Origin of the sequence: Neobacillus cucumis (assembly GCF_002860255.1) — a bacterium.
Taxonomy (GTDB): Bacteria; Bacillota; Bacilli; order Bacillales; family Cytobacillaceae; genus Neobacillus; species Neobacillus cucumis_A.
On the sequence record NZ_PGVE01000063.1, the window covers coordinates 95,387 to 118,087 of the forward strand.

The 22,701-nt window shown below is 38.5% G+C and carries 21 protein-coding genes and 1 pseudogene; 15 read left to right on the top strand and 7 right to left on the bottom strand.

Annotated features, from left to right (window positions below; all coding sequences use genetic code 11):
* The first annotated feature begins 12 nt into the window (after positions 1–12).
* From CVD27_RS16090 to CVD27_RS16140, 11 genes and pseudogenes are all read left to right on the top strand, one after another.
* Positions 13–1,290, top strand: a complete 1,278-nt coding sequence (locus CVD27_RS16090; RefSeq protein ID WP_101648913.1) for an MFS transporter — start codon at positions 13–15, stop codon at positions 1,288–1,290.
* 39 nt (positions 1,291–1,329) lie between these two features.
* Positions 1,330–1,623 carry a putative quinol monooxygenase gene (locus tag CVD27_RS16095; RefSeq protein ID WP_098530977.1) on the top strand — a complete coding sequence of 98 codons (294 nt, stop codon included), beginning with the start codon at positions 1,330–1,332 and terminating at the stop codon, positions 1,621–1,623.
* 108 nt (positions 1,624–1,731) lie between these two features.
* On the top strand, positions 1,732–2,532 hold the full coding sequence (locus tag CVD27_RS16100; protein ID WP_180960316.1) for an SDR family NAD(P)-dependent oxidoreductase: 801 nt from the start codon (positions 1,732–1,734) through the stop codon (positions 2,530–2,532).
* 1 nt (position 2,533) lies between these two features.
* Positions 2,534–3,217 (top strand): ATP-binding protein, encoded by a 684-nt coding sequence (locus tag CVD27_RS16105; RefSeq protein ID WP_180960317.1) that lies wholly within the window; start codon positions 2,534–2,536, stop codon positions 3,215–3,217.
* Between the two features lie 354 nt (positions 3,218–3,571).
* Positions 3,572–4,393, top strand: coding sequence for a sugar phosphate isomerase/epimerase family protein (locus CVD27_RS16110; RefSeq protein ID WP_101648916.1), 822 nt, complete (start codon positions 3,572–3,574; stop codon positions 4,391–4,393).
* Between the two features lie 65 nt (positions 4,394–4,458).
* A complete protein-coding gene (locus CVD27_RS16115) occupies positions 4,459–5,646 on the top strand; it encodes a Gfo/Idh/MocA family protein (RefSeq protein ID WP_101648917.1) in 1,188 nt (395 codons plus the stop codon).
* 148 nt (positions 5,647–5,794) lie between these two features.
* Positions 5,795–6,778 (top strand): ROK family glucokinase, encoded by a 984-nt coding sequence (locus tag CVD27_RS16120; RefSeq protein ID WP_101648994.1) that lies wholly within the window; start codon positions 5,795–5,797, stop codon positions 6,776–6,778.
* A gap of 279 nt (positions 6,779–7,057) precedes the next feature.
* Positions 7,058–8,923 (top strand): sigma-54-dependent Fis family transcriptional regulator, encoded by a 1,866-nt coding sequence (locus tag CVD27_RS16125; protein WP_101648918.1) that lies wholly within the window; start codon positions 7,058–7,060, stop codon positions 8,921–8,923.
* Positions 8,924–9,156: 233 nt separating this feature from the next.
* Positions 9,157–9,525, top strand: coding sequence for a hypothetical protein (locus CVD27_RS16130; protein WP_180960318.1), 369 nt, complete (start codon positions 9,157–9,159; stop codon positions 9,523–9,525).
* 15 nt (positions 9,526–9,540) lie between these two features.
* Positions 9,541–10,410, top strand: a complete 870-nt coding sequence (locus tag CVD27_RS16135) for an alpha/beta fold hydrolase (RefSeq protein ID WP_101648920.1) — start codon at positions 9,541–9,543, stop codon at positions 10,408–10,410.
* An 85-nt stretch (positions 10,411–10,495) separates the two neighbouring features.
* Positions 10,496–10,690 (top strand): annotated as a pseudogene (locus CVD27_RS16140) (aldehyde dehydrogenase family protein); the annotation flags it as partial.
* Positions 10,691–11,586: 896 nt separating this feature from the next.
* Here CVD27_RS16140 and CVD27_RS16145 read toward each other — a convergent pair.
* Both CVD27_RS16145 and CVD27_RS28800 read right to left on the bottom strand, forming a co-directional pair.
* A complete protein-coding gene (locus CVD27_RS16145; RefSeq protein WP_101648922.1) occupies positions 11,587–12,369 on the bottom strand; it encodes an SDR family NAD(P)-dependent oxidoreductase in 783 nt (260 codons plus the stop codon).
* A gap of 335 nt (positions 12,370–12,704) precedes the next feature.
* Positions 12,705–12,836 carry a hypothetical protein gene (locus CVD27_RS28800; RefSeq protein ID WP_257984389.1) on the bottom strand — a complete coding sequence of 44 codons (132 nt, stop codon included), beginning with the start codon at positions 12,834–12,836 and terminating at the stop codon, positions 12,705–12,707.
* 429 nt (positions 12,837–13,265) lie between these two features.
* Between CVD27_RS28800 and mgrA the strand changes: the two genes are divergently transcribed.
* Positions 13,266–14,255 carry an L-glyceraldehyde 3-phosphate reductase gene (gene mgrA / locus CVD27_RS16150; protein ID WP_101648923.1) on the top strand — a complete coding sequence of 330 codons (990 nt, stop codon included), beginning with the start codon at positions 13,266–13,268 and terminating at the stop codon, positions 14,253–14,255.
* Between the two features lie 37 nt (positions 14,256–14,292).
* Here mgrA and CVD27_RS16155 read toward each other — a convergent pair whose 3' ends face one another.
* Complete coding sequence (locus tag CVD27_RS16155; RefSeq protein WP_101648924.1) at positions 14,293–14,607, bottom strand: DMT family transporter; 315 nt, start codon at positions 14,605–14,607, stop codon at positions 14,293–14,295.
* Position 14,608: 1 nt separating this feature from the next.
* On the bottom strand, positions 14,609–14,956 hold the full coding sequence (locus tag CVD27_RS16160; protein ID WP_101648925.1) for a DMT family transporter: 348 nt from the start codon (positions 14,954–14,956) through the stop codon (positions 14,609–14,611).
* Positions 14,957–15,094: 138 nt separating this feature from the next.
* On the opposite strand from CVD27_RS16160, the gene CVD27_RS16165 reads away from it, so the two are divergent.
* On the top strand, positions 15,095–15,487 hold the full coding sequence (locus CVD27_RS16165; RefSeq protein WP_101648926.1) for a globin domain-containing protein: 393 nt from the start codon (positions 15,095–15,097) through the stop codon (positions 15,485–15,487).
* A gap of 51 nt (positions 15,488–15,538) precedes the next feature.
* Here the strand turns inward: CVD27_RS16165 and CVD27_RS16170 are convergent, their stop codons facing one another.
* The 3 genes from CVD27_RS16170 to CVD27_RS16180 form a co-directional block, all read right to left on the bottom strand.
* Positions 15,539–16,837 carry an ABC transporter substrate-binding protein gene (locus CVD27_RS16170; RefSeq protein WP_101648927.1) on the bottom strand — a complete coding sequence of 433 codons (1,299 nt, stop codon included), beginning with the start codon at positions 16,835–16,837 and terminating at the stop codon, positions 15,539–15,541.
* Between the two features lie 239 nt (positions 16,838–17,076).
* Positions 17,077–17,904, bottom strand: coding sequence for a carbohydrate ABC transporter permease (locus CVD27_RS16175; protein ID WP_101648928.1), 828 nt, complete (start codon positions 17,902–17,904; stop codon positions 17,077–17,079).
* Positions 17,904–18,863, bottom strand: coding sequence for a carbohydrate ABC transporter permease (locus CVD27_RS16180; protein WP_101648929.1), 960 nt, complete (start codon positions 18,861–18,863; stop codon positions 17,904–17,906). Before CVD27_RS16180 ends, CVD27_RS16175 begins: the two co-directional genes overlap by 1 nt.
* 217 nt (positions 18,864–19,080) lie before the next feature.
* Between CVD27_RS16180 and CVD27_RS16185 the strand changes: the two genes are divergently transcribed.
* Together CVD27_RS16185 and CVD27_RS16190 are read left to right on the top strand one after the other, a co-directional pair.
* Positions 19,081–20,898, top strand: coding sequence for a cache domain-containing sensor histidine kinase (locus CVD27_RS16185; RefSeq protein WP_101648930.1), 1,818 nt, complete (start codon positions 19,081–19,083; stop codon positions 20,896–20,898).
* Entirely contained in the window at positions 20,895–22,484 is a 1,590-nt protein-coding gene (locus CVD27_RS16190) for a response regulator transcription factor (RefSeq protein WP_101648931.1), read from the top strand. Before CVD27_RS16185 ends, CVD27_RS16190 begins: the two co-directional genes overlap by 4 nt.
* Positions 22,485–22,701: the final 217 nt, after the last annotated feature.

Here is a 22,701-nt window from a genome sequence, read left to right on the forward strand (position 1 = left end):
GAGGTGTTAAAAATGAAAACGCTTGTAGGTCAAGAACGTACTTTAGGCGGACTTCCAATGGGAGTCGTTTGGGGATTTGTTGCCACATTAATTTTTATGGCCGGTGACGGTCTCGAGCACGCATGGTTGTCTCCCTATCTGATTGAAAAGGGTTTGACCGTTCAACAATCAGCCACTCTTTTTGCGGTTTATGGAGCCATCTTGGCTATCGCATCTTATTTTTCTGGTGTACTCACCGAGATGTGGGGACCTAGGAAGGTAATGGTTATCGGTCTTGTTACTTGGTTAATCGGTCAGGTTTTATTTATTGAATATGGTTTAAAGTTAAACAATTTTGCTATTATGCTCCCTACTTATGGGATTCGTGGTTTAGGTTATCCTTTATTCTGCTACTCTTTCTTAGTGTGGGTTACTTATCGCAGTCCAGAGCGGATTTTGGCAACAGCTGTAGGATTGTTTTGGGCAGCGTGGAGCGGTGGGCTCTATGTTGTAGGAAGTTATTTCCCTGCTTACATGCTTCCGAAGATTGGATATATTGGTTTGTTGTGGAGTGCAGTAGCATGGGTATTAGTCGGAGGAATTGTTGGTCTTATTGTAGTGAAAGGTGATGTAAAAAAGGAACAAAAGGGAAATCCGAAGGAAAAGCTCAAGAGCTTAATGAGTGGATTCACCATTTGTATCGAACAGCCGAAAGTGGCGATCGGCGGCGTGGTTCGGATTATCAATTCAACGGGGATCGGTTCACTGCCAATCTTTTTCCCGATGTACTTGAAGTCGAATTATGGATTTACCACTGAACAGTTTCTGCAAATGTGGGGAACGATGTGGTTTGCGAATATTATCTTTAACCTAATCATTCCTTACATCAGTGATAAATGGTTAGGCTGGCAAAAAACGATTCAATGGCTTGGCAGCTTCGGTATGGGCGTCATGTTACTTGTCTTGCTTTACACGCCTGAAGTATTTGGCAGCAGTTTCTTGGCCTTGAATATTGCAGGTGTTTTAATGGGAATTGTGCTTTGTGGTTTCGTCCCACTTTCAGCTCTGGTAGCATCGCTTGCCCCGGAGAAAAAAGGATCTGCGATGGCGATTGTAAGCTTTGGTGCAGGAATGTCCTACTTTATCGCCCCAGCAATCGTTGGGTTATTTATTGGACTTATCGGTGCAAAAGGGGTTATTTGGATTTTCGCAGGTACGTATTTCCTTGGTGCTTATCTAATGAAGTTTATGAAGCTTCCTTCCGAAGAAAATAATAAAAACGAAATCGTATTAGAAAAACACGCAGGTTAGTTTTTTAGAAATACCATCAACAATTAAGGGGGATGTTCCATGATTATCATTCATGCAAGCATAAAGGTAAATGCGCCTTATCGTGAAATATTCTTGGAAGAGGCAAGGCTTGTAACAAAACCGTCTCAAGCGGAGTCCGGGAATATTAGTTATCAATATTATGAAAATCCGGAAGAGGCGAACAGCTTTATCTTTGTTGAGAAATGGAAGGATGAAGAAGCCATTCAACTGCATGAGGAAACCCCTCACTTTAAAAGATTCATAAAAGCTGTTGAACCCATCGTTGCTGAACCTATCCATGCAGAATTATTTGAGGCTTCAGTGAAAAATTAATATTGGACAAACATAAGGATTAACTCCGAGCTGGGTATCAGCTAGAGTTAATCCTTATTTGGTAACTACAATCTTATCAGGTTACTATAGAAAGGAATGGATGAAAAAATGAATCTGGAATTAAAAAATAAAACCGCACTTGTGACTGGCAGCAGTAAAGGTATTGGGAAAGCAATTGCCATGGCGTTTGCGGAAGAAGGTGCCAACGTTGTAATTTGTGCACGCGGCGCGGAAGCGTTAAATGAGGCGTCGGCTGAAATCGAAAAAACCGGAGGACGTGTTCTTGCTATTCAAGCCGATTTAACGAAACAAGCAGACGTCGACCATCTTGTTGCTTCTGCTATTGATCGTTTTAAAACCGTCGACATCCTCGTTAATAATGCGGGGATTGCTAGTGGATTTGATGACTTTGAATCATTGGATATAGACGAATGGCAGCATATTTTTGACGTCAATCTTTTTGGAACTGTACGTGTAACTAAAGCAATTATTCCTTTTATGAAAAGAACAGGATTTGGCCGCATTATTAACATTTCATCAGAATCCGGCATTCAACCAGACGCATTCATGCCTCATTACAATGCCTCTAAAGCAGCACTGATTAATTTTACAAAAAGCTTATCCAAGGCATATGCTGCAGAAGGAATACTTGTCAATACGGTATCGCCTGCGTTTATCATGACACCTATGCTTGAGGACCTGTTGAAGGATAATGCCAAAAAGCTGAACATCAGTTATGATGAAGCAATCCAGCAATTCCTTAAGGAAAATCGTCCGCATGTTGAAGTGAAACGGCCAGGGACGGTGGAGGAAGTTGCTTCAGCTGTTGTGTACCTTGCTTCAAACAAGGCTTCTTTTATAAACGGTGTCAACCTTCGGGTTGATGGTGGCTCCGTTGCAAGTCTGTAAGTTGGCAGCGTTAGATATGGACCATCGTCAACATCTTGAAAAGCAGGCAGTTAGTATCGCTCATGAAATCCGTAACCCATTGACGACCATAAAAGGTTTTATTCAGTTGCTAAAGCCCGATTTGAAGGAAATAGGCAAGGAATATTATGTGGATGTGATGATAGAGGAACTTGATCGCGTAAATCAAATCATTAATGAATTTTTGAATGCAGGAAAGCCACAACATCCTTTGGCACAAAAAACATCCCTGAATAAACTGATCAAAGATATGGCCGTGCTCTATGAAGGTGAAGCGATATTAAGGGATATTCGACTCTCTACTTCCACTGCCGGTGATGACGTTGTACAGAATATCCCAACTAACCAATTAAAACAAGTAATCATGAATTTGATGAAGAATGCCATGGAAGCAATTGAGGATCAGTGTGAAAGAGAAATCTATCTATCTGCGTCTGTTCAAAATGAATTTGCCACCATTGTCATCAAGGATAATGGATGTGGGATGTCAGAAGAAGCGAGGGCGTTATTATATATCCCTTTTTTCTCAACCAAAGAAAAGGGGACTGGATTAGGTTTAAGTGTATGTAAAGAAATTATTGATCGATTAGGCGGATCCATACATGTTGATAGTTCGCAAGGAAAGGGAACTATATTTACAATTTCCTTTCCTCTACGCTTATCGTGAACAAATTGTGACAATCGAAATTTAGTTGTTGCAAATTTAGGTGTAATCGATTACAATAATTCATGTAAGCGATACAACATCTATTTTCTTGTCAGATGATAGTGAGGACTAGTAATAGATAGGGATAAATCATTACTTTCTTGTAGGAAACAGCATTTCATCTGCAAACAAAAATGTAATGGATTACATTAAGGTTTTTTTTATTACTTAGCTTAAATATTAATATTATTGAAAGTGAAGAGTAATAATTTTAGCAATAATGTAATCGATTACTAACTTTGAAGGTGAGTTTGCCTCGGTTTTTCTATGATGAAATATGGCACACTAAATTCCAAAAGATATGGAGGTAATCAAATGAAATTAGGTTATCAAACAAATACTTGGGGCGGCGTAGTTGGTCATCCAGCAGGTGTGACTTGTGTGAAGGATAATTACTACCTTGCTTATGGATCAACGGAAGAAGCGTTAAAGGACATTGCGGAAGCTGGCTATGACGGCTTTGAAATCTTCGATGGAAACCTGATGCAATATAAAGATAAAAAAGAAGAATTTTTAAAATTAATGAATGACCATTCTTTATCTTTGGTCGGTGTATATACAGGCGGGAACTTTATTTTCCCTGATATTTTAGAAGAAGAATTAATAAAAATCGAAAGTGTCGCACAATTCGCATCAGAAGTAGGTGCAATCCACCTGGTAATCGGCGGTGGAGCGGTGCGTGCAAACGGCATTCTTGAAAGAGATTATACGGCTCTTGGTAATGCGCTTAATAAAGTAGTTGAAATTGCTGAAAAATATAATCTGATTGCAAGTTATCATCCGCATCTAGGAACGAACGTTCAGGCTTCTGAACAATTAGATAAACTAATGCCATTAACAAAGATTAACCTTTGCCCAGATACAGCTCACATTGAAGCTGGTGGTGGAGATCCAGTGGCTGTCATCAGAAAATATGTGGACCGAATCAAATATGTTCACTTCAAAGATTATGCCAATGGTGAGTTTTTACCATTAGGGGAAGGGCATCAAAAATTTGATGAAATGGTTAAAGTGTTAGAAGAGGCAAACTATGATGGCTGGATTACGGTTGAGTTAGACAGCTACCCAGATCCAAAACAAGGGGCTAAAATCAGCCGCAGCTATTTAAATCAATTTGATAAAGTAAATCAAGCATAAACGTTTCATCTATTAGGAATATCAAACTTTTAAAAATAAGAAGATAATAGTGGGAGGATACTAAAATGAAAAAATTAAACGTAGGTATGATCGGCGGAGGATTTATGGGTAAGGCGCATTCACTTGCATATGCAGGTATGCCAATGTTTTTCTGGCCAGCACCAGCAATTCCTCATCGTCACACAGTAGTAGACGTTAACGAAGGATTAGCTAAAGATGCAGCAGCAAGATTAGGTTTTGACAACTATGCAACTGACTGGAGAGATGTTGTTAACAACCCAGAAATCGATGTCATCGATATTGTTACCCCAAACAATACTCATGCTGAAATCGCGATTGCAGCAGCAAAAGCTGGCAAGCATATTATCTGTGAAAAGCCATTAGCATTAGGTGCTGAACAAGCGAAAGAAATGTTAGAAGCAGTAAAAGCAGCAGGTGTAAAACACGCGGTTGCTTTCAACTACAGAAGAACACCAGCTGTTGCGCTTGCGAAAAAATATATTGAAGAAGGAAGAATTGGTAAAGTTCTAAGCTTCCGTGGAACGTACTTACAAGACTGGTCAGCTGATCCGAACTCTCCATTATCATGGCGCTTCCAAAAGAAAATCGCTGGGTCAGGTGCACTAGGTGATATTGGTACACACGTAGTTGATTATGCTCGTTACCTTGTTGGCGAAATCACAGATGTAAATGCGATCACAAAAACATGGATTCCTGAAAGACCGATTCAAACTGGCGGCATTGACAAGTTAGGTACAGTAAAAGCCGGTGGCGACGATGTACCTAAAGCAGCTGTAGATGTGGATGATGAATTTATTACGATGGTTAAGTTTGATAATGGTGCAATCGGAACGATTGAAGCAACACGTAATGCACATGGCCGCAACAACTTCCTAACTTTTGAAATTCATGGTGAAAAAGGTTCTCTATACTTTAACTATGAGCGCCGTGACGAACTTCAAGTTTGCTTCGCAGATGATCCAAGTGATGCAAAAGGCTTCAGAACCGTTTATACAGGACCTGCTACTCCTTACGGCGAAGGATTATGGCCAATTCCTGCTCTAGGTATTGGTTACGGCGAAACAAAGATCATTGAAACATATGATTTCTTTAAAGCAATCAGTGAGGGTACTGAATTCTCACCTAACTTCCATGATGGATACCAAATTGAATTAATTGCAGATGCAATTCTTGAATCCGCTGAAAAAGGACAATGGGTTAACCTTGAAAAAACAGCGGCAGCTGTAAAATAATGAGAGGGAAGTGAAAGTGCCAGCTAGTCGCTGAGCGCTCCAGCTAGACAATTCTCAAACTTGAAAAGAGGCTTCTCAATCGAGGAGCCTCTTTTGTAAAAATGGCGCTTTTCGGAGGGGAAAACATGAAGGAAATGAGTGAATGGTTATGGAAGAAAGATGGTTAGTTGGTGTTGATATAGGCGGGACCACGATTAAATTGGCTTTTATCAGTTTGCAGGGTGACATCATTTATAGCTGGGAGATCAATACTGATATAAGTAATAAGGGCAAACACATACCTGAATCGATTGCAAGATCGATTGATCAAAAGTTAGAAGAATTAAATCAAACAAAAAATCAGTTAGTTGCAATCGGAGTTGGTGCGCCTGGCCCAGTGAATGAGGAGGACGGCTCCGTTGAAGTGGCGGTGAACCTGGGCTGGGAACGATTCCAATTACAGACTATCCTCGAGAGGGAAACAACACTGCCGGTTGTGGTCGACAACGATGCAAATATAGCAGCAATCGGTGAAATGTGGAAAGGTGCAGGTAAAGGGGCTAAAAACTTAATTTGTGTTACTTTAGGAACAGGTGTTGGTGGCGGAATTATCGTTAATGGCGAGGTTGTACATGGGGTAAATGGAGCCGGTGGTGAAATCGGTCATATAACATTGGTTCCTAGAGATGGTTCACCTTGTAATTGTGGGAAATCAGGATGTCTGGAAACGGTAGCATCCGCAACAGGAGTTGTCCGTTTGGCAATGGAGGAATTAGCTTCTACCAACGAGACTAGTATATTGCGAGATTATTATGATGGACAGCTCCTGTCTGCCAAGCGGGTTTTTGACGCTGCAACCGAAGGGGATGATCTCGCCAACAGAGTCATCGGTGAGGTTGCCTACCGTTTAGGATTGGCCCTAGCTAATTTAGCCAATGGCTTAAATCCTGAAAAAATCGTTATTGGAGGCGGAGTCTCAAAAGCTGGTGTTACATTGTTAAGACCTCTGAAAGAGGAATTTATTCAATTCGCTTTTCCGAGAGTTGCTCATGGTGTCAAGATTGTTATTGCCACACTAGGCAATAACGCAGGGGTCATTGGAGGAGCTTGGCTGGCGAAAGAGAAGCTAATTAATAAGTTAGTGCTTCAATAATGTACAATAGGTTTTTTCTAATTCAAAAAAGATTAAAGGCGAAAAACTACTGTTTTTCGCCTTTGTCCTTTTTAGGCTGTATCATTGTTTCTTAACGTGAGAGATATTATATGAAGTGGTGCGACTCACACAATTATTGAATAGCAAATTATTTGGAGATTAAAAAAAGCAAACAAGAAACTTTTTTATTGAGCCTTATCAAGGCTATTGGGTCTGGTAAAAATATACATTGACTGTAACAGGATATAAAAAAATTCAGTTTTGCGGAGAGGAATATATATGACAATGGCAGATGAGAATTGGACACAGTTTGTTCTTGAGGGAACTACTAATATCAACGTAAGAAAAGAAATTTTAGATTCGTGGAATAGGTGTAAGCAATTGGGCGTTTCCTATGAAAAGGAAGAAATTTTTTCACATATTAAACAAAGTGATTTTGTAAGCAGACAACAAAAAAATTTCGACCTGATTAACGCCGCAGTACCAGTTATGGAGGAATTTTGTAAACGCTTAAAAGGGGGAGGATACCTTCTTTTACTTGCGGATGCAGATGGATATTTATTAGAAGTGATGGGCGATCATAAATCACAAAAATTAGCTAACCAGTGCGGAATATGTCCTGGGGCACGATGGACAGAAGAAAATGTTGGTTCTACAGGATTATCAATTGCGCTTAGAACACGGACTGCTATGGCTACTTCAGGGAATGAGCATTACTGTTTAGCTCTTCGTGGCTGGGATTGTTCTGCATGTCCTATTTTTGTTGATGGAGTTTATATAGGAACATTTGACGTTTGCCGCATAGGTCCCAAAAATGATTTGAAAGAGTTATATACACTGGCAGCTGCCGGTGCTCGTGCCGTTACGGAAAGATACCAGTTTAATAAAACAAAAATCAAAGAACAGGTTTTATCAAGTGTATTAACCGACTACGTTCATAAGTTGAACGGAAAAACAGGTATTATTTCGTTTGATAAAAATGGTATTGAGTTATTCAAAAATAAGCCGGCTCAAGACTTTTTAATGTTGTTTGAAAAAAACAAATTTGATTTGAAATCAAAAGAAAAAAAAATATTTAGTAGTTTTGATAATGGTTCGGTATTGAATGAAATTGAAGTGGATGGGAAGAAATTTGCTATCGATTCAGAAGTAATATTGAGTAAAGACAAACAGTTAGCTACCGTCATATTTATACATCCCAAAACAAAGTTAATTTTACCCAATACTATAGTAACCCCCGATTATTTTGCCTTTAATACTAAAAATGTAGCTTTTGAGAAGACCATACAAATGGCTGTAAAGGTTTCAAAAAGTGATGCAGGCATTCTAATACAAGGGGAAAGTGGAGTAGGAAAGGATTATATGGCTCGTTTTATTCACAATCAAAGCAAAAGAAGGGACTATCCTTATACCGCAATTAATTGTGCAGCATTGCCGCGGGAACTAATTAGTACAGAGCTGTTTGGTTATGAAGCCGGGGCCTTTACAGGTGCTAAACTCAAAGGGAATCAAGGAAAAATTGAAGCGTCTAACAAAGGCACAATATTCTTAGATGAAATAGCAGATTTGCCATTAGATTTACAAGCTACTCTTCTTAGAACTTTGGAAGAGAAACAAGTCATAAGGGTTGGCGGTACTACACCAATTCCAGTTAATGTACGTTTTTTAGCTGCTACAAATAAAAATATGAAAGAACTAGTTGAAAAAGGGGAATTTCGAGAAGATCTTTACTATCGCTTAAACGTGTTTAATATAAAGATCCCTTCTTTAAGAGAACGTATCGAAGATTTAGAAAGTATTTTTAATACCATGTTGTCCAAAGCTTGCGAAAAAGCGCAACGAAAAAAAATCTCCCTCACTGCAAAAGCAATTAGTTTATTTCAACAACATACATGGCCGGGGAATTTAAGGGAACTCAGAAATGTAATTGAACGAATTGTTTATCTACACGATGAAGATACGTTCGATTCATTTCATGTACATGAGTTTTTAAGAGCAGACCAATCAGATGAAAAAACTAGTGAGCGTGAATATATCACATCCATTCTCCACAAAACGAATGGCAATCGTACAGAGGCTGCAAAGGAAATGGGTATATCTCGCAGTGCTTTGTATCGGAAAATTCAAAAATATAGTATCGAATAAATGGTATATATACTGTTCACTCGTCCGAACATAGACCGGTCAAATATACATGATATGAAGTCGGAATCTTGTATTAAAAAATGAACAGGCCTGTTCTAATCTGCGTTTTCCCTCTATTTTGAATACTATAATTAATTGGCATGGTAATTGCATTAATAAAAAGTGTAGCCGCTTACAAGGCTAACGATTTCATAAGGGGGACAAGCAATATGCATGTTGGAACAAAAGAATGGATGGGTCAGTTCCAGAAAATGGTAAACAATGACCAGGAACTCAATGTTATTGGAAAGTACTTCACTACAAAATTCCTTTGGCAGATTGGCCCAGAGAGTTACGTGATTGAAGTTTTAGAAGGAAAAGTTAAGAATATTATTTCAAATCCAACTCCACTGGAACCTTGGAAATTTGCAATCCGTGGAACAGTAGACGCTTGGAGGAAGTTTACTCAGCCGACTCCACCTCCGATGTATCACGAATTATTTGCTGCCATGTTCCAAGGTAACTTACAGATAGATGGCGATATCAAGGAGTTAATGGCAAACCTACGTGCAATGACTCGCCTTCTGGATGTAACAAGAGAAGTTCAACTTACAGTAGCATAAAAAGGAGGATAAAAAATGAGTAAATTATCTACGGTTAAAGGTCGTTATGTTTACGTAAATGTACAAGATGTGGAATACAAGGTTTACTTTGAGGAAAATGGCCAAGGTATCCCTCTTGTTTGTCAACATACGGCAGGTTCTGATAACCGCCAGTGGCGCGGACTTTTAGAGGATGGAAACATAACCAAAAATTTCAGGGTTATTGCTTATGATTTACCACGTCATGGAAAATCAGATCCTCCACATGCTGTTGAGTGGTGGAAGGAAGAATATAAACTTACCACCCAGTGGTTTCTTCAATTTGTTAGAAGTTTTTGTGAGGAGCTTGAACTTGAAAATCCTGTATTCATGGGAAGTTCATTTGGTGGAAATGTAGCCTTGCAACTCGCTCTTGAATATCCGGATTACTTTAGAGCAACCATTCCTGTCGAAGGAGCCGATTATACTCCAGGCTATTTTGTGGATTGGTGGAACCATCCTCATACGCATGGCGGAGAGGTTTGTGCATCTGGGACTTGGGGTCTTATGGCGCCACAAAGCCCTGAAAAAGATCGTCGTCTAACATGGTGGTATTATAGCCAAGGAGCACCAGGTGTTTTTAAGGGGGATCTTTATTTCTATAGTGTTGATCATGACCTTCGTGGAAAACTACACCTAATCAATGCTGAAAAATGCCCTGTATATTTAATGACAGGTGAATATGATTACCTATCAACTCCTGCGGATTCAAAACGTACTGCCGATCAGATCTCTGGAGCAAAATTTGTGGAAATGAAGGGAATCGGGCATTTTCCAATGAGTGAAAATTATGAGGTATTTGTTAAATACTTAGAAGAAGTTCTTCAAGATATCTTAATGAAAGAAAAAGCATTAGTAATAAAATAGACCGTCAAGTTTTGTTTGACATCAAACAGGGGAGGCGCTAAGTCGTCTCGTCTGTTATTTTTTATCCTTGTATAACAGATGACAAGAACGCAGTGAATACTTAAAAAATTGGTTTACTCTCATCGAGTATAATCAAGAAGAAATTGCTAAAACGATGACGATGGAACAAGGAAAACCATTAAAAGAAGCACTAAGTGAAGTGCAGTATGCCAATAGTTTTTTATCATGGTATGCTGAGGAAGCTAAGCGTGTATATGGGGAAACGATTCCAGCTTCTCATTAACATAAACGCCTGCTTATTCAAAAACAGCCAGTTGGCGTTGTCGCAGCGATTACGATAGTAAAATCCGTAGGCTTAATACCCCCTTCTACCTCTGACCAGGTCAGCGGTGTGGCCACATTTGCTTCCGAGCTGGCTCTTGCAGTAACCCCACCGGCATCTTCCGTCCTCTATAGCTGCAAGAAATCAAAATAAAGCTTGTTTCCCCTTTTGGAAACGACTCGTTCAAGGGTTACCTTTTGTGCATTTGCTCTGCAAAATAATTTACCAACAAAGGTATTTATTTTCCTTCTCTTTATAGAAAGTACTGCTAACCCATTCGGGCGTAGTCTCAGGAACAGACCTTTTTTTCGATCTTCTTGCCACTTATTCCATGTGGATAGATCCAAACTATTAATAATCTATTTTTGGCATGCTTGATTAGGTAGGGGTCATATCCAGCAAGTAGTGGATATAATCGATTTTTTTTTGGTTTGATCTTCCCATATGAGTTTATCAGGGTGGGTAGGATCGTATTTTGCGGAAAAACTCTTAACAATTTTTAGTGAAGGAGGTACTCATCAAGGAAGTACCTCTTTTTTATTTATTTTTTAATCAAAATAAGACAAAAAAGTACTTACTGATCTGTGTACAGTTACTGTCCATTTTTTCATTATTTACTAGCGGGTGTATATATTGTGAGAAAGTTCATCTTCTAATTTTTCATTAAGATTGGCTCACTCATTTCTATAAATTATTGGCCCTTTTACCATTTATAACCGATTTATCATCATAAGAAAACCATAGGGACAACCCGTCCTAAAGTCTTTCATAACCCAGCTGAACGAAAAAACCACATAAATAAGTCTCTTTTTCTATTCAATCATATTGCCAAAGAAGAAGTCTCTTCCATCATTTTATTTGGTTCTATTTTTTAACCAGCTGTCAAATTCGGTTGCGACTAGGCGTTCACCTGTTATTCCTTCAGATTGCTCGGAAGCAAGATAAACGATAGGTTTTGCCATGATTTCCGGCTTCAGAAGCTGGGAGTTTCCTTCATGTTCCCTTCTCACTTCATCAGGTATCATTCCGGTTACGGTGGCCCCGCCAGGAAGAAGCATATTTACCGTTACTCCAAATTCACGCAGGTCTTCAGCCATGATAAATGACAGGGACTCGGTTGCAGCACGAGAAGGGCCGTATGGGACAAATCCTTTTCGTTTCATAGTTTCATAATTCATCGATATATTGATGATTTTTCCTCTTCCCTGCTCGACCATCAGAGGTGCGAATCCCCGGGAGGTTAGGAAATAACCTGTCACATTTGTATCGATTAAATTTCGAAACCCTTCAGGAGAGACCTGATAGAAAGGCTGTGGTTCTGTAAGGAATTTTTGGTTTACAGTCCTCATGCCTATCCCGGCATTGTTCACGAGGACATCGATCTTCCCCCATTCCGTTTTTACCCAGTTCACTGCATCTTGTACCGATACCTCTGACCTGACATCCAATGGAAGTTCAAAAACATTCGAATATCCCTTATCTTGAAGGTTTTTTACAGCTTCCGTCATTTTTGCTCCTGGACGGGATGCCACTGCAACCGTTGCTCCTTCATCAAGAAGTGCTTCTACCATTGCATATCCTAAACCGCTTGATCCTCCTGTAACAACGACATGTACGCCAGTTAATTCTTTGGCCATTTTTCCACCTCATTTGGTTAAAATTCAAATCTTCGAAAGGATTATGATAGTATGTCCAGTTTTTATATTTCATTTCCCGTGCAGTTAAAAATTTTATGTGCATCGGAAGCGACTTAGTTTTTCCAAAACTCATTCTTACTTTCTTTCTAATAAAGCCCAGCCAAATAATCCATTATCTTAAAAAACTGGAACGGTTAAAGATCGGGAAAATCCCGACCACTAATTTAACCCTTTTTTTCATAATTCCAGGATATAACGTTTATAAATCTCAAATTCCTCTGAAAATAAAAAACTCACCCTGTAAGTGTTCATAGGAACCTCGGGATCAGCATGACTTATTGATAAATCGATTGGATGATTTTATTTACTAAACCTTCCGCATCTTTTGCTTCTACAGTCGTTAATTGGATGCGGCAGAAGGGTTTTTCCCGGCACTCCAGGTTTAAAGCAATCTGTGACTTTAACATCAACTATACAAAAAGGTCTGTGCCTTAATTAAATCCTATAAAAAGTCCTGTGGGACGATTCAATCTCATCATCTTATTACAGAGTTAAGAGAAAAGCGCAAAAGAAGACCTGCCTTTTTAGAGGAATTAGCTAGAATTAGATAGACAAAAGTAAATCGGAGAAAGAGAATTGCAGAATTTAAACTATTGTTATGAGAAATTGTTTTAAATAATCTGTCTTTCAGGTATGAAGGATGAAGGACAAAGAACTTCAATAAATCATGCAAATTTGTCCTTCAAGGCTTTCTAACAAAATTCTCACTTTTCGACTCAATTCTTTCCCCGTTAAAGAATATTTCTTTTCCAAGTCTCAATCCTTTAAAAAATCTACTCAACTCTATTATAATAGTGAAAGGGTTTACATTACATAAGAGGAGAGAGGGGATTACGATGGTTTATCTAGCTGCAGACAATCGTTACGAAACCATGAAATACAATCGAACTGGACGTTCTGGATTATTGCTTCCGGCTGTTTCCTTGGGTCTTTGGCATAACTTCGGTGGCGTCGATTCATATGAAAATGGACGGGCTATGCTGAGAAGGGCCTTTGATTTAGGAATTACGCATTTTGATTTGGCCAATAATTATGGTCCGCCAGCAGGCTCAGCGGAAGAAATGTTTGGCCGCATGCTTAAAACGGATTTCGCTCCTTACCGAGATGAAATGGTTATATCAACAAAAGCGGGCTATTATATGTGGCCTGGTCCTTACGGAGAATGGGGCTCTAGAAAGTATCTAATCTCAAGCTTAGATCAAAGCCTCAAGCGAATGGGACTTGATTATGTAGATATTTTTTACTCGCACCGTCCAGACCCTGACACTCCGCTTGAGGAGACCATGCTGGCTTTAGATTCCATTGTCCGTCAAGGAAAAGCACTCTATGTGGGAATTTCCAACTACAGTGCGGAACAAACGGCAGAAGCCGTAAAAATCTTGAAGCAACTGGGTACTCCGCTACTTATTCACCAACCTAGTTATTCCATGTTTAACAGATGGATAGAAGATGGGCTGCAGGATATATTACAAGAAAATGGGGTTGGGTCGATTGCCTTTAGTCCGTTAGCCCAAGGCTTGTTGACAAACAAATACTTAACAGGGATTCCCGCAGACTCCCGTGCTGCAGGTGCATCTCAATTCTTGCAGAAGGAACAGATTACACCTCAGGTTGTGGAGCGAATCTCCAAATTAAATGAAATAGCTGTTGAACGTGGTCAAAACCTATCACAGATGGCCCTTTCATGGGTACTCCGTGGAGGCAAAGTGACATCCGTTCTGATCGGTGCCAGCAAAGTGAGTCAAATAGAAGAAAACGTTGCGGCACTAAACAACCTCGAATTTACGAATGAAGAACTAGAAAGAATTGAAGATATCCTAAACTGATAAAATAAAATCTGCCAGCACCCAGCTGGCAGATTTTTTAGGATAAGGCATTTAACCCGATAACCCCAATAATAATTAATACAACACTAAAAATTCGTCCCGAGCTTTTTGACTCTCCTAAAAAGAACATATTGATGAAAACCGCTCCTGCAGTCCCAATCCCGACCCAAACCGCATAAGCGATACTAAGCTGGAGAAATTGGAACGATCCATATAAAAATGCAAGGGAAGCTCCAAACCCTCCAATATAAAGAATTCCATTACGAATGTTTTTCTGCTGACTATATAATTTTAAACCAACAGCTCCCGTAATCTCGCTTGCAGCTGCTAAAAATACTAAGAACCAGCCCATCTTATGCAGCACCTTTCATAGACGCTTTTGCTTCCTTATTGTCAGAAAGGTTTAACCCAATAACGCCTATTACTATGAAGACCATAAAGAATACTTCCCACAAACCAATCTTTCCTCCGAAAAGGAATACATCCATTATAACCGTTCCGATCGTACCGACACCGGCAAATATAGCATAAACCGTCCCAGTTGGAAGAGTTGCACAGGCTTTAGGGAGAATGTGATAATCCCAAAAAATGACGGTTATTACTAAACCCCACTGCCACCAATTGTGAGCAGTATTAAAGCCATATACCCAAATCCATTCAAATAAACAGGTTAAAGCAACATAAAACCAAGATTTATCCATCGTTTGCACCTCTTAGGAGTTGACCAGCATAATGATTTTAGATTTTCGATAATGAAGTGATTTAAATCACTAACCAAGAAGCTTTTTTTCTTTATTATTATTTAAATAGGGGAAATTTAAAAGTGGATGGTGAGATAGATGGATTACAATTTTAAATCACTTTACAGCGAAATAGGCGGACAAGAGACGATTGATAAGCTGGTAGATGCCTTTTATCCGCGTGTTTATGCAGACCCTGTATTAGCTCCATTGTTCCAAGGGGACATGGAAGAAATTAAAAGAAAACAGAGAATGTTCCTGCCCCAATTTTTAGGAGGGCCAGCCCTTTATAGTCAAGAATTCGGACCGCCAGCTATGAGAGCCCGGCATCTTCCATTTGAAGTTACCCCAACAAGGGCCAAGCATTGGCTGCAGTGTATGAAAGAGGCCTTTCATGAGATCGGACTGGATCAGAACCCAGCAGGATTAGCCTTCTATGAACGTTTAACACAAGTTGCTGGAATCATGGTTAACAGTCCGGACAGTGAATAAAAAAACAAAGGCTCTTCTCATGATGAGAGGAGCCTTTGTTTTTTTATTTTCTTATTTCTTTAATTTAGCCCAAGTTTCATCAAGTGCTTTCATGGCTTCAGCTTTAGATTTTTGGCCGCCAACATATGCTTGTAAGGTTGCACCAAATTCTTGTCCAGCGCCATCAGGATACTTCATGAACTGCCAAGAATAAGTTTTTCCTTCTTTTGAGTATTTTTGAAGGTCAGCACCTAGAGGTCCAATGTCTTCAGCTTTTGCTTCAATTGTTTTGAAAGCTGGAACATATTTAAAATCTTTTACTAATGCCGTTTTACCTTCTTCAGAAGTTACCATCCAGTTTAAGAAATCCTTAGCAGCCTTCTTGTCTGCTTCAGGTGCTTTGTTATAAACAACCCAGTTAGTAGGTACGTCAACCATTAGTTTATCTGCTTGTGCAGCATCATCTGTAAGAGCAAGAGGAATAAAGCCAACTTCCATTCCTGGACTTAATTTATCCAGCATTGGCTGAATCCAGTTACCTTGTTGAATCATTGCAGTTTCACCGTTAGCAAATTGAGTTACTTCTGTATTGTAGTCAGTAGTTAACGGATTTTTGTTACCATACTTCACTGTTAAATCAACTAGCTTGAAGTAGTCTTCAAAGTATTTGTTTCCTGCGATTTTTGTTGTACCTTCATTTAAGCCTTTAATGAAATTCTCATTATCTGCTTGCTCGTAAGCGAATGGAACGTTAAGTCCGTGGTTTGCTAATACCCACCATTCCGCATAACCAACAGAGAATGGTGTGATTCCAGCTGCTTTAAGTTTCTTTGCTGCCGCTTCTAACTCTGAATAAGTTTTTGGAAGTTCTGTAATACCTGCTTTTTCAAATAATTTCTTGTTATAGGCAAAGCCGTAACCTTCCATGTTAACTGGCTGGCCATAGATTTTTCCGTCCATTGTCATTGGTTTTAAAGCATCTTCGTAAGCATCTTTTACCCAAGGCTGGTCAGATAGATCTTCGAATTTATCTTTCCATGTAACAGCTTCTTGATATCCACCATTACCAAAAATATCAGGTGCTTTGTTTGAAGCGAATTTTGCTTTAAGGGCTGCAGCACCGTCAGCGCCGCCGCCAACTGATTCGATATTAAATGTTACATTAGGATGCTCTTTTGTATATTTATCTGTTAACGCTTTCAACTGATCTGCGATTTCGACCTTACCATTAAAGATATCAACGACTACTTTTCCATCTTTGCTGCCGCTGTCTTTTTTCGTTCCAGATGCACTGTCACTGTTGCCGCAAGCTCCTAGAAGTAGTGAAGCTGAAAGAATCCCCGCTGCGATTGAATATTTTTTGAATGCCATTTGTTTTCCCTCCTGAAAATATATACTTATATTTATATATCCTTGCAGTAAGTAATTTACTTACTGCAGGGGTTGACCCTAGAGAAAGTTGTCCAGCTCCAGCTCCCAGCGGCTAGTGTACTTCCCACTTCTCCCTACGATAAGTCAACATCGAATCGCTTCCGCTCTTCGTGTTTCCTTTATCTCAGTCGAAGTGCTCCAGTCCATACGCCGCTAAACGGTCGCTTCCGCTTTTCTATTTACTTAATAGAACCACTAGTGATCCCTTTAATAATGTGTCTCTGCATTGCAAAGAAGAAAATTAACAATGGTATAATGCCTAGAACAAGTGCTGCTAATGCTAAGTCCCATTGTTTTGTATATTGGCCAAAGAAGAAGAATGTTGCCAATGGGATGGTTCTATACTCAGGATTTTGCAGGACTAGAGATGGTAGTAAGTAGTCATTCCAAATCCATAAGCTGTTAAGAATAACGATGGTTACAGTAATAGGTTTTAATAATGGAAATACAATCCTCCAGAAGACTCCTAATCGAGAACATCCGTCGATAATGGCTGCTTCTTCTAGTTCGACTGGTATTCCTTTGATGAAACCGTGATATAAGAAGATGGTCATTCCTGAACCAAATCCTAAGTACATTACGACTAGTCCCCAGATGCTGTTCAACATTCCAAGATTTCCAGCCGTTTTGATAAGCGGAATCATGATAGATTGAAAAGGAATAATCATCGCTGCAACGAAGGTCATAAAAATGATATTGCTGATCTTCTTCTTCGTTCTAACCAGCATATACGCAGCCATTGAACAAAAAACCACAAGGACGATATTACTAATTACCGTAATCATTAAGGAATTTGAAAATACTCTTAGATAATCTAGTTTTTCAAAAGCATTAATATAGTTATCTAACATAAATACCTTTGGTAATGCAGAGGTATTTGATAAGATTTCGGCAAATGGTTTTAAGGAGTTTGAAATCAAATAATAAAATGGTACTAAAAAGACAAGTCCAAGCAGGATAGCGAAAATCTCAAGAATAAATGTTTTGCTTGTATACCTGGTTCCCATTATGATTCAACCTCCCTTTTCTTCGAAATCGTTACTTGAAGGACAGTAATAGCTGCCACAACAATGAAGAAAATTAGTGCCTTTGCTTCACCAATACCATAGCGATTGTTGACGAAAGCTTCTGTATAAATGTTTAATGCTAACATCTCTGTTGATTTAAATGGACCGCCGTTTGTTAATGACAGGTTTGCATCAAAGATTTTAAAAGAAGAAGCGGTTGTTAAAAATAAACAGATTGTTACAGCTGGTGCTACTAGCGGCATCGTGATGTGGCGCAGGATTTGAAATCTATTCGCTCCATCAATTTTCGCTGCTTCAATTAATTCTTGAGGAACATTTTGTAAAGCTGCAATATAAATAATCATAATGTAGCCTGCTCCTTGCCATACGCTGACAATCACGATTCCCCAGAATGCTGTATTAGCATCGCCTAACCAAGGCAGTTGGAAAAAAGGGATATGTGTTAACTGTCCAAGGGAAGAAAAGCCCTTGACGAAAATGAACTGCCAGATAAATCCTAGCAGAAGACCGCCCACCATATTAGGCATGAAGAAAACGGTTCGTAAAATATTTCTCGTTTTTAACATTTGGGTAACCAGTAAGGCTAAAGCAAAACCAATAACGTTTGTTAAAATGATCGCTACAACGGTATATTTGGTTGTTAGAATAAAGGATGCCTGAAATTGCTTGTCCTCAGTAAATAGGTATTTAAAGTTATCAAGACCTACCCATTTGATGTCTCCTGTTATTCCGTTCCAATCTGTAAAAGCATAATAAATTCCCGTAAAGAAGGGGATTAGGACAATAACTGTAAACGCTAACAATACTGGACCAACAAATAGGGCGAATAACCCTGCATCCTTTAGCTTCTTCTTTTTACTTAAAGAAGATGACTCTGAAATTTTTACACTACTTTTGCCAGGCAAAGCTGCACTTTCTAGCTCACTTTGATTATTCACTGACGGCACCTCCCATAACTACATTTTAGGGATTTTACAAAAAATATGAAACGGCTTACATTGACCAGTAGGGTGGAAAATATTGAACAGTCCATTCGGACAGATTAAAATAGACACCATGTTATGCAAAGGCATCTTATGCTAAAATGATGGGGAATTCAGATCACAGAAAAGGGGGGGAGGCTAGTTCAAGAGGATTTGACTAGCCCAAGAGCATATGCAATGGGGAATCCGAAAAAAACTAATTGTTACTTTAATGGCTGTAATCATACTCCCTTTTGGAATTGCGATTACTATTACCTATTATCAAACAACAAAATCAATAAATGACCGATTTGTCTCTACGAACCATGATCTAATTGTTAAAGGGGAACAAGAGCTAAGTACCTACTTAGAGGATGTCGCACAAATGTCAACAGTCTTATATCGATATACACCATTTATGTCGGTGATGAGGGTTGGAATATCTGACGACCTTAGTAGTAATCAGGAAGAAGTAAGGAGAATGCTGGCTTATACATTTAATTCCCGGCCCGAAGTTGAACAAATGCATCTTTACATTGATAGAGGAAAAGATTCTTATACCAATTATCATTCACGAATCAGTGGCAGAGGGAAATACGAAAGTATCTTGTCCAATCCCTTCTATGCCCGTTTAAGCAGGTCACATGATTTTTCTGTCATTGAACCGCCTCATGAGATTTATAGTTACAACAATTTATCGGTGATTCCTAAATCCGAAAAAAATCAGGTATTAAGTTTTCATACCATAATTAGAGATGTACCATTAGAAAAAATTTTAGGTTTTGTATCTATAGATATAAATCTTTCCAAGATAAGAGATATTGCTGGAAGGTTATATACGGATGGCGTTGAAGACTTATACATTATGAATGATGAGGGTGTTGTTGTTTACTCCTCAAAAAAAGACGTCATTGGCAAGGAAAATAAAGAGGCATGGTATAAACAAATAAAGAAAGAACCGAAGGATCAAAAAAGTCTAGAATGGAAAGATGAGAAGTTTTCAGGCGTCATTGTCTACCAAAAGTTCTCTGATTCTTTTAAGAATTGGTACATTGTTAAAAGAATTCCATATGATGTGCTTTATCAAGGGGCAAGACAGACCGTATTTACCAATATAATCATTGTCATCATTACACTGATTATCGTTTTAATTGCCACCATGTTCATTTCTTTCCGATTGACAGCTCCGATAAAGGTCTTAATAGCCAATATGAAAAAGGTTGAGAAAGGTGTCTTCGAAGCAGACTTTGAGTCGTTAGGAAAGGATGAAATAGGAATGCTTGGAAGGCATTTTAAACTAATGATTGCAAAAATAAACGAATTATTTGAGCGGGAATATAAATTAGAAATTGAAAATAAATCTTCGCAGTTAAGAGTACTGCAATCGCAAATTAATCCTCATTTCTTATATAATGCCTTTCAGTCGATTGGAACTCTAGCACTGCAGTTGAAAGCGGTCCCCGTTTATTCGTTATTAACTTCCTTATCAAATATAATGCGATACAGTATGAATATGAAGGATGATATCGTCCCATTTTCAGCGGAGATTAACCATGTAAAAGCATACTTGAAATTGCAGAAGCAACGATTTGAAGAGCAGCTTGAATTTGAGTTTGACCTTGGAGAAGATGTGGACGAGGTATTGGTGCCAAAAATGATCTTACAACCAATTGTAGAAAATTGCTTTAAGCACGGTTTTGACCAACAGATAGAAAAAACAGCAGTCACCGTTCAAGCAAGAATTTTTAACGATTATTTATATATTAGTGTGAAAGATAATGGAATCGGTATTAGTGAGGAAAATCTTGAAAAACTTCGCAGAGAATTGTCTCACAACGGGAATCGTGAAAATCTGAGGAGCTCTGGAATTGGCCTGAAAAATATTTATGACCGCTTAAAGATTTATTATAGTAAACAGGCAGATATGGATGTCTTTAGTGGAGTAGAGGGCGGTTTTGTTGTTACGCTAGCCATTCCTAGAGTGATTCATAAAGAGGTGGTACATCCATGAAAGTCTTAATAGTTGATGATGAAAAACATGTTCGTGAAGGAATTAAGCTACTCGGTGAATGGGAGCTGAACGGGATTGTAGAAATTTATGAGGCAGGAAATGGGGAAGAAGCCATTCAGCTCATTCAAACCCTTCGTCCAGAAATTATTTTTTCAGATATGAAAATGCCTAAAATGGATGGAACACAATTGTTAGAATGGATAAAAGAAAATCAGCCAAATAGTAAAACCATTGTTGTGACTGGATACGATGATTATCACTATATGAGGAAAGCCATCCATTTTGGGAGTTCGGACTATTTATTAAAACCAATTGATCCAGAAATATTAAACCAAACGTTAGGTAAAGTGGTAAAGGAATGGAGGAAAGAGGAGAAAGAAAGAGAAAGTAAGACAACCAGTACCCAATTAATGAATGAAATGAAGCCAGTTTATCGGGACCGAAAACTGACTCAATTAATTAACAGTGACAACCTTAAGGAAGAATTGTATGAGGAATTTGGTTTTTCTAAAGCACAAACGTATCAAGTTGCACTGGTTCGAATCAATAGAAAGGCGATTGAAGCTTTTCAAGGTGATCGTGATTTAACTTATTTTACGATTTTGAACGTGTTAAATGAAATTCTGCAAGAAAAAGACTGTGGAATAGCCTTTCGTTATCTCGCTCATAAAGGGGAAATTGTGATTATTTTTTGGAACCACTTTGCCCAAATAGAAGAGCTTTTAGGACAAATCTATAAAGCGGTCCTTCATACTATAGGTGTTGCTTGTCCAATTGCTGTTGGAATCAAGGTAGAGAAAAGAAACAAGTTAATGGGTTCCTATCTGCATGCCAAGCAGGTTCTGTTGAACAGTAATATATTAGAAAATGCAGAAACCAAGGTTTACAGTCAGGAGGTCCTGCAAACGCCTGTATTAAAAAATTTATTTGTTTATTCTTCTGATATTGAATTAGCTATTCAAACTGGGGAAATAAGAGCTTTTGAAGAATTGATTGGCAAAATCGCTAAAGATTACATTGAGGGGAATAACCTATCGTGGGGACAGCTGCTGCAACTTGAAAATGAATATCTTGTCATTAGTAATCGTTGGTTTGAACACTATCATCTTGCAGGAAAGATTTCAGATCATATTGAATACCGTGTTGACCAATTTTTTAATCAAAATGCTGCTTTCCAGCTGCAGGATTATATTGATCGAACCATTCGTGAAATTGCCATTTTTTTAAGAAAAATTAAGCGAAACACCGTTCAGAAAAACAGTAATGTTATATATGAAATAGAGAAATATTTGGAGGCAAATTTTGACCGGGATGTAAAGCTGCAGGAGATTTCAGAGCATTTTTATATAAGCAGGGAATATATTTCGAGGAAGTTTAAACAGGAGTTTAATGTGAATATTTCTGATTATATCGTTAACATCCGTATAGAGCGGGCAAAAGCATTATTGAAAAATAGTGAGCTGAAAATTTATGAAATAGCCAATATGATCGGTTATCAGGACGATAAATATTTTCGTAAGGTATTTAAAAAGGTCGAGGGTGTAACTCCCAATGAATATAGGGAATTACATATGATTCAGAAATAAGCAGATAATAATTAGTTAAAGAGTGTAAACATAAAACAGATATTCATTGTAAAATACAGTGACCCAAATGAGATTTTGGGTCACTTTTATTTTTCATTTAAGACCTAGAATGCTCAATAAAAATACGATGGTAGGATGGGAAAGGATATGTTAAATTGAATTAATAATATAAATAGAGTAATAGATTTGCATAGGGATGTAAGGGCTTACTTAAGCC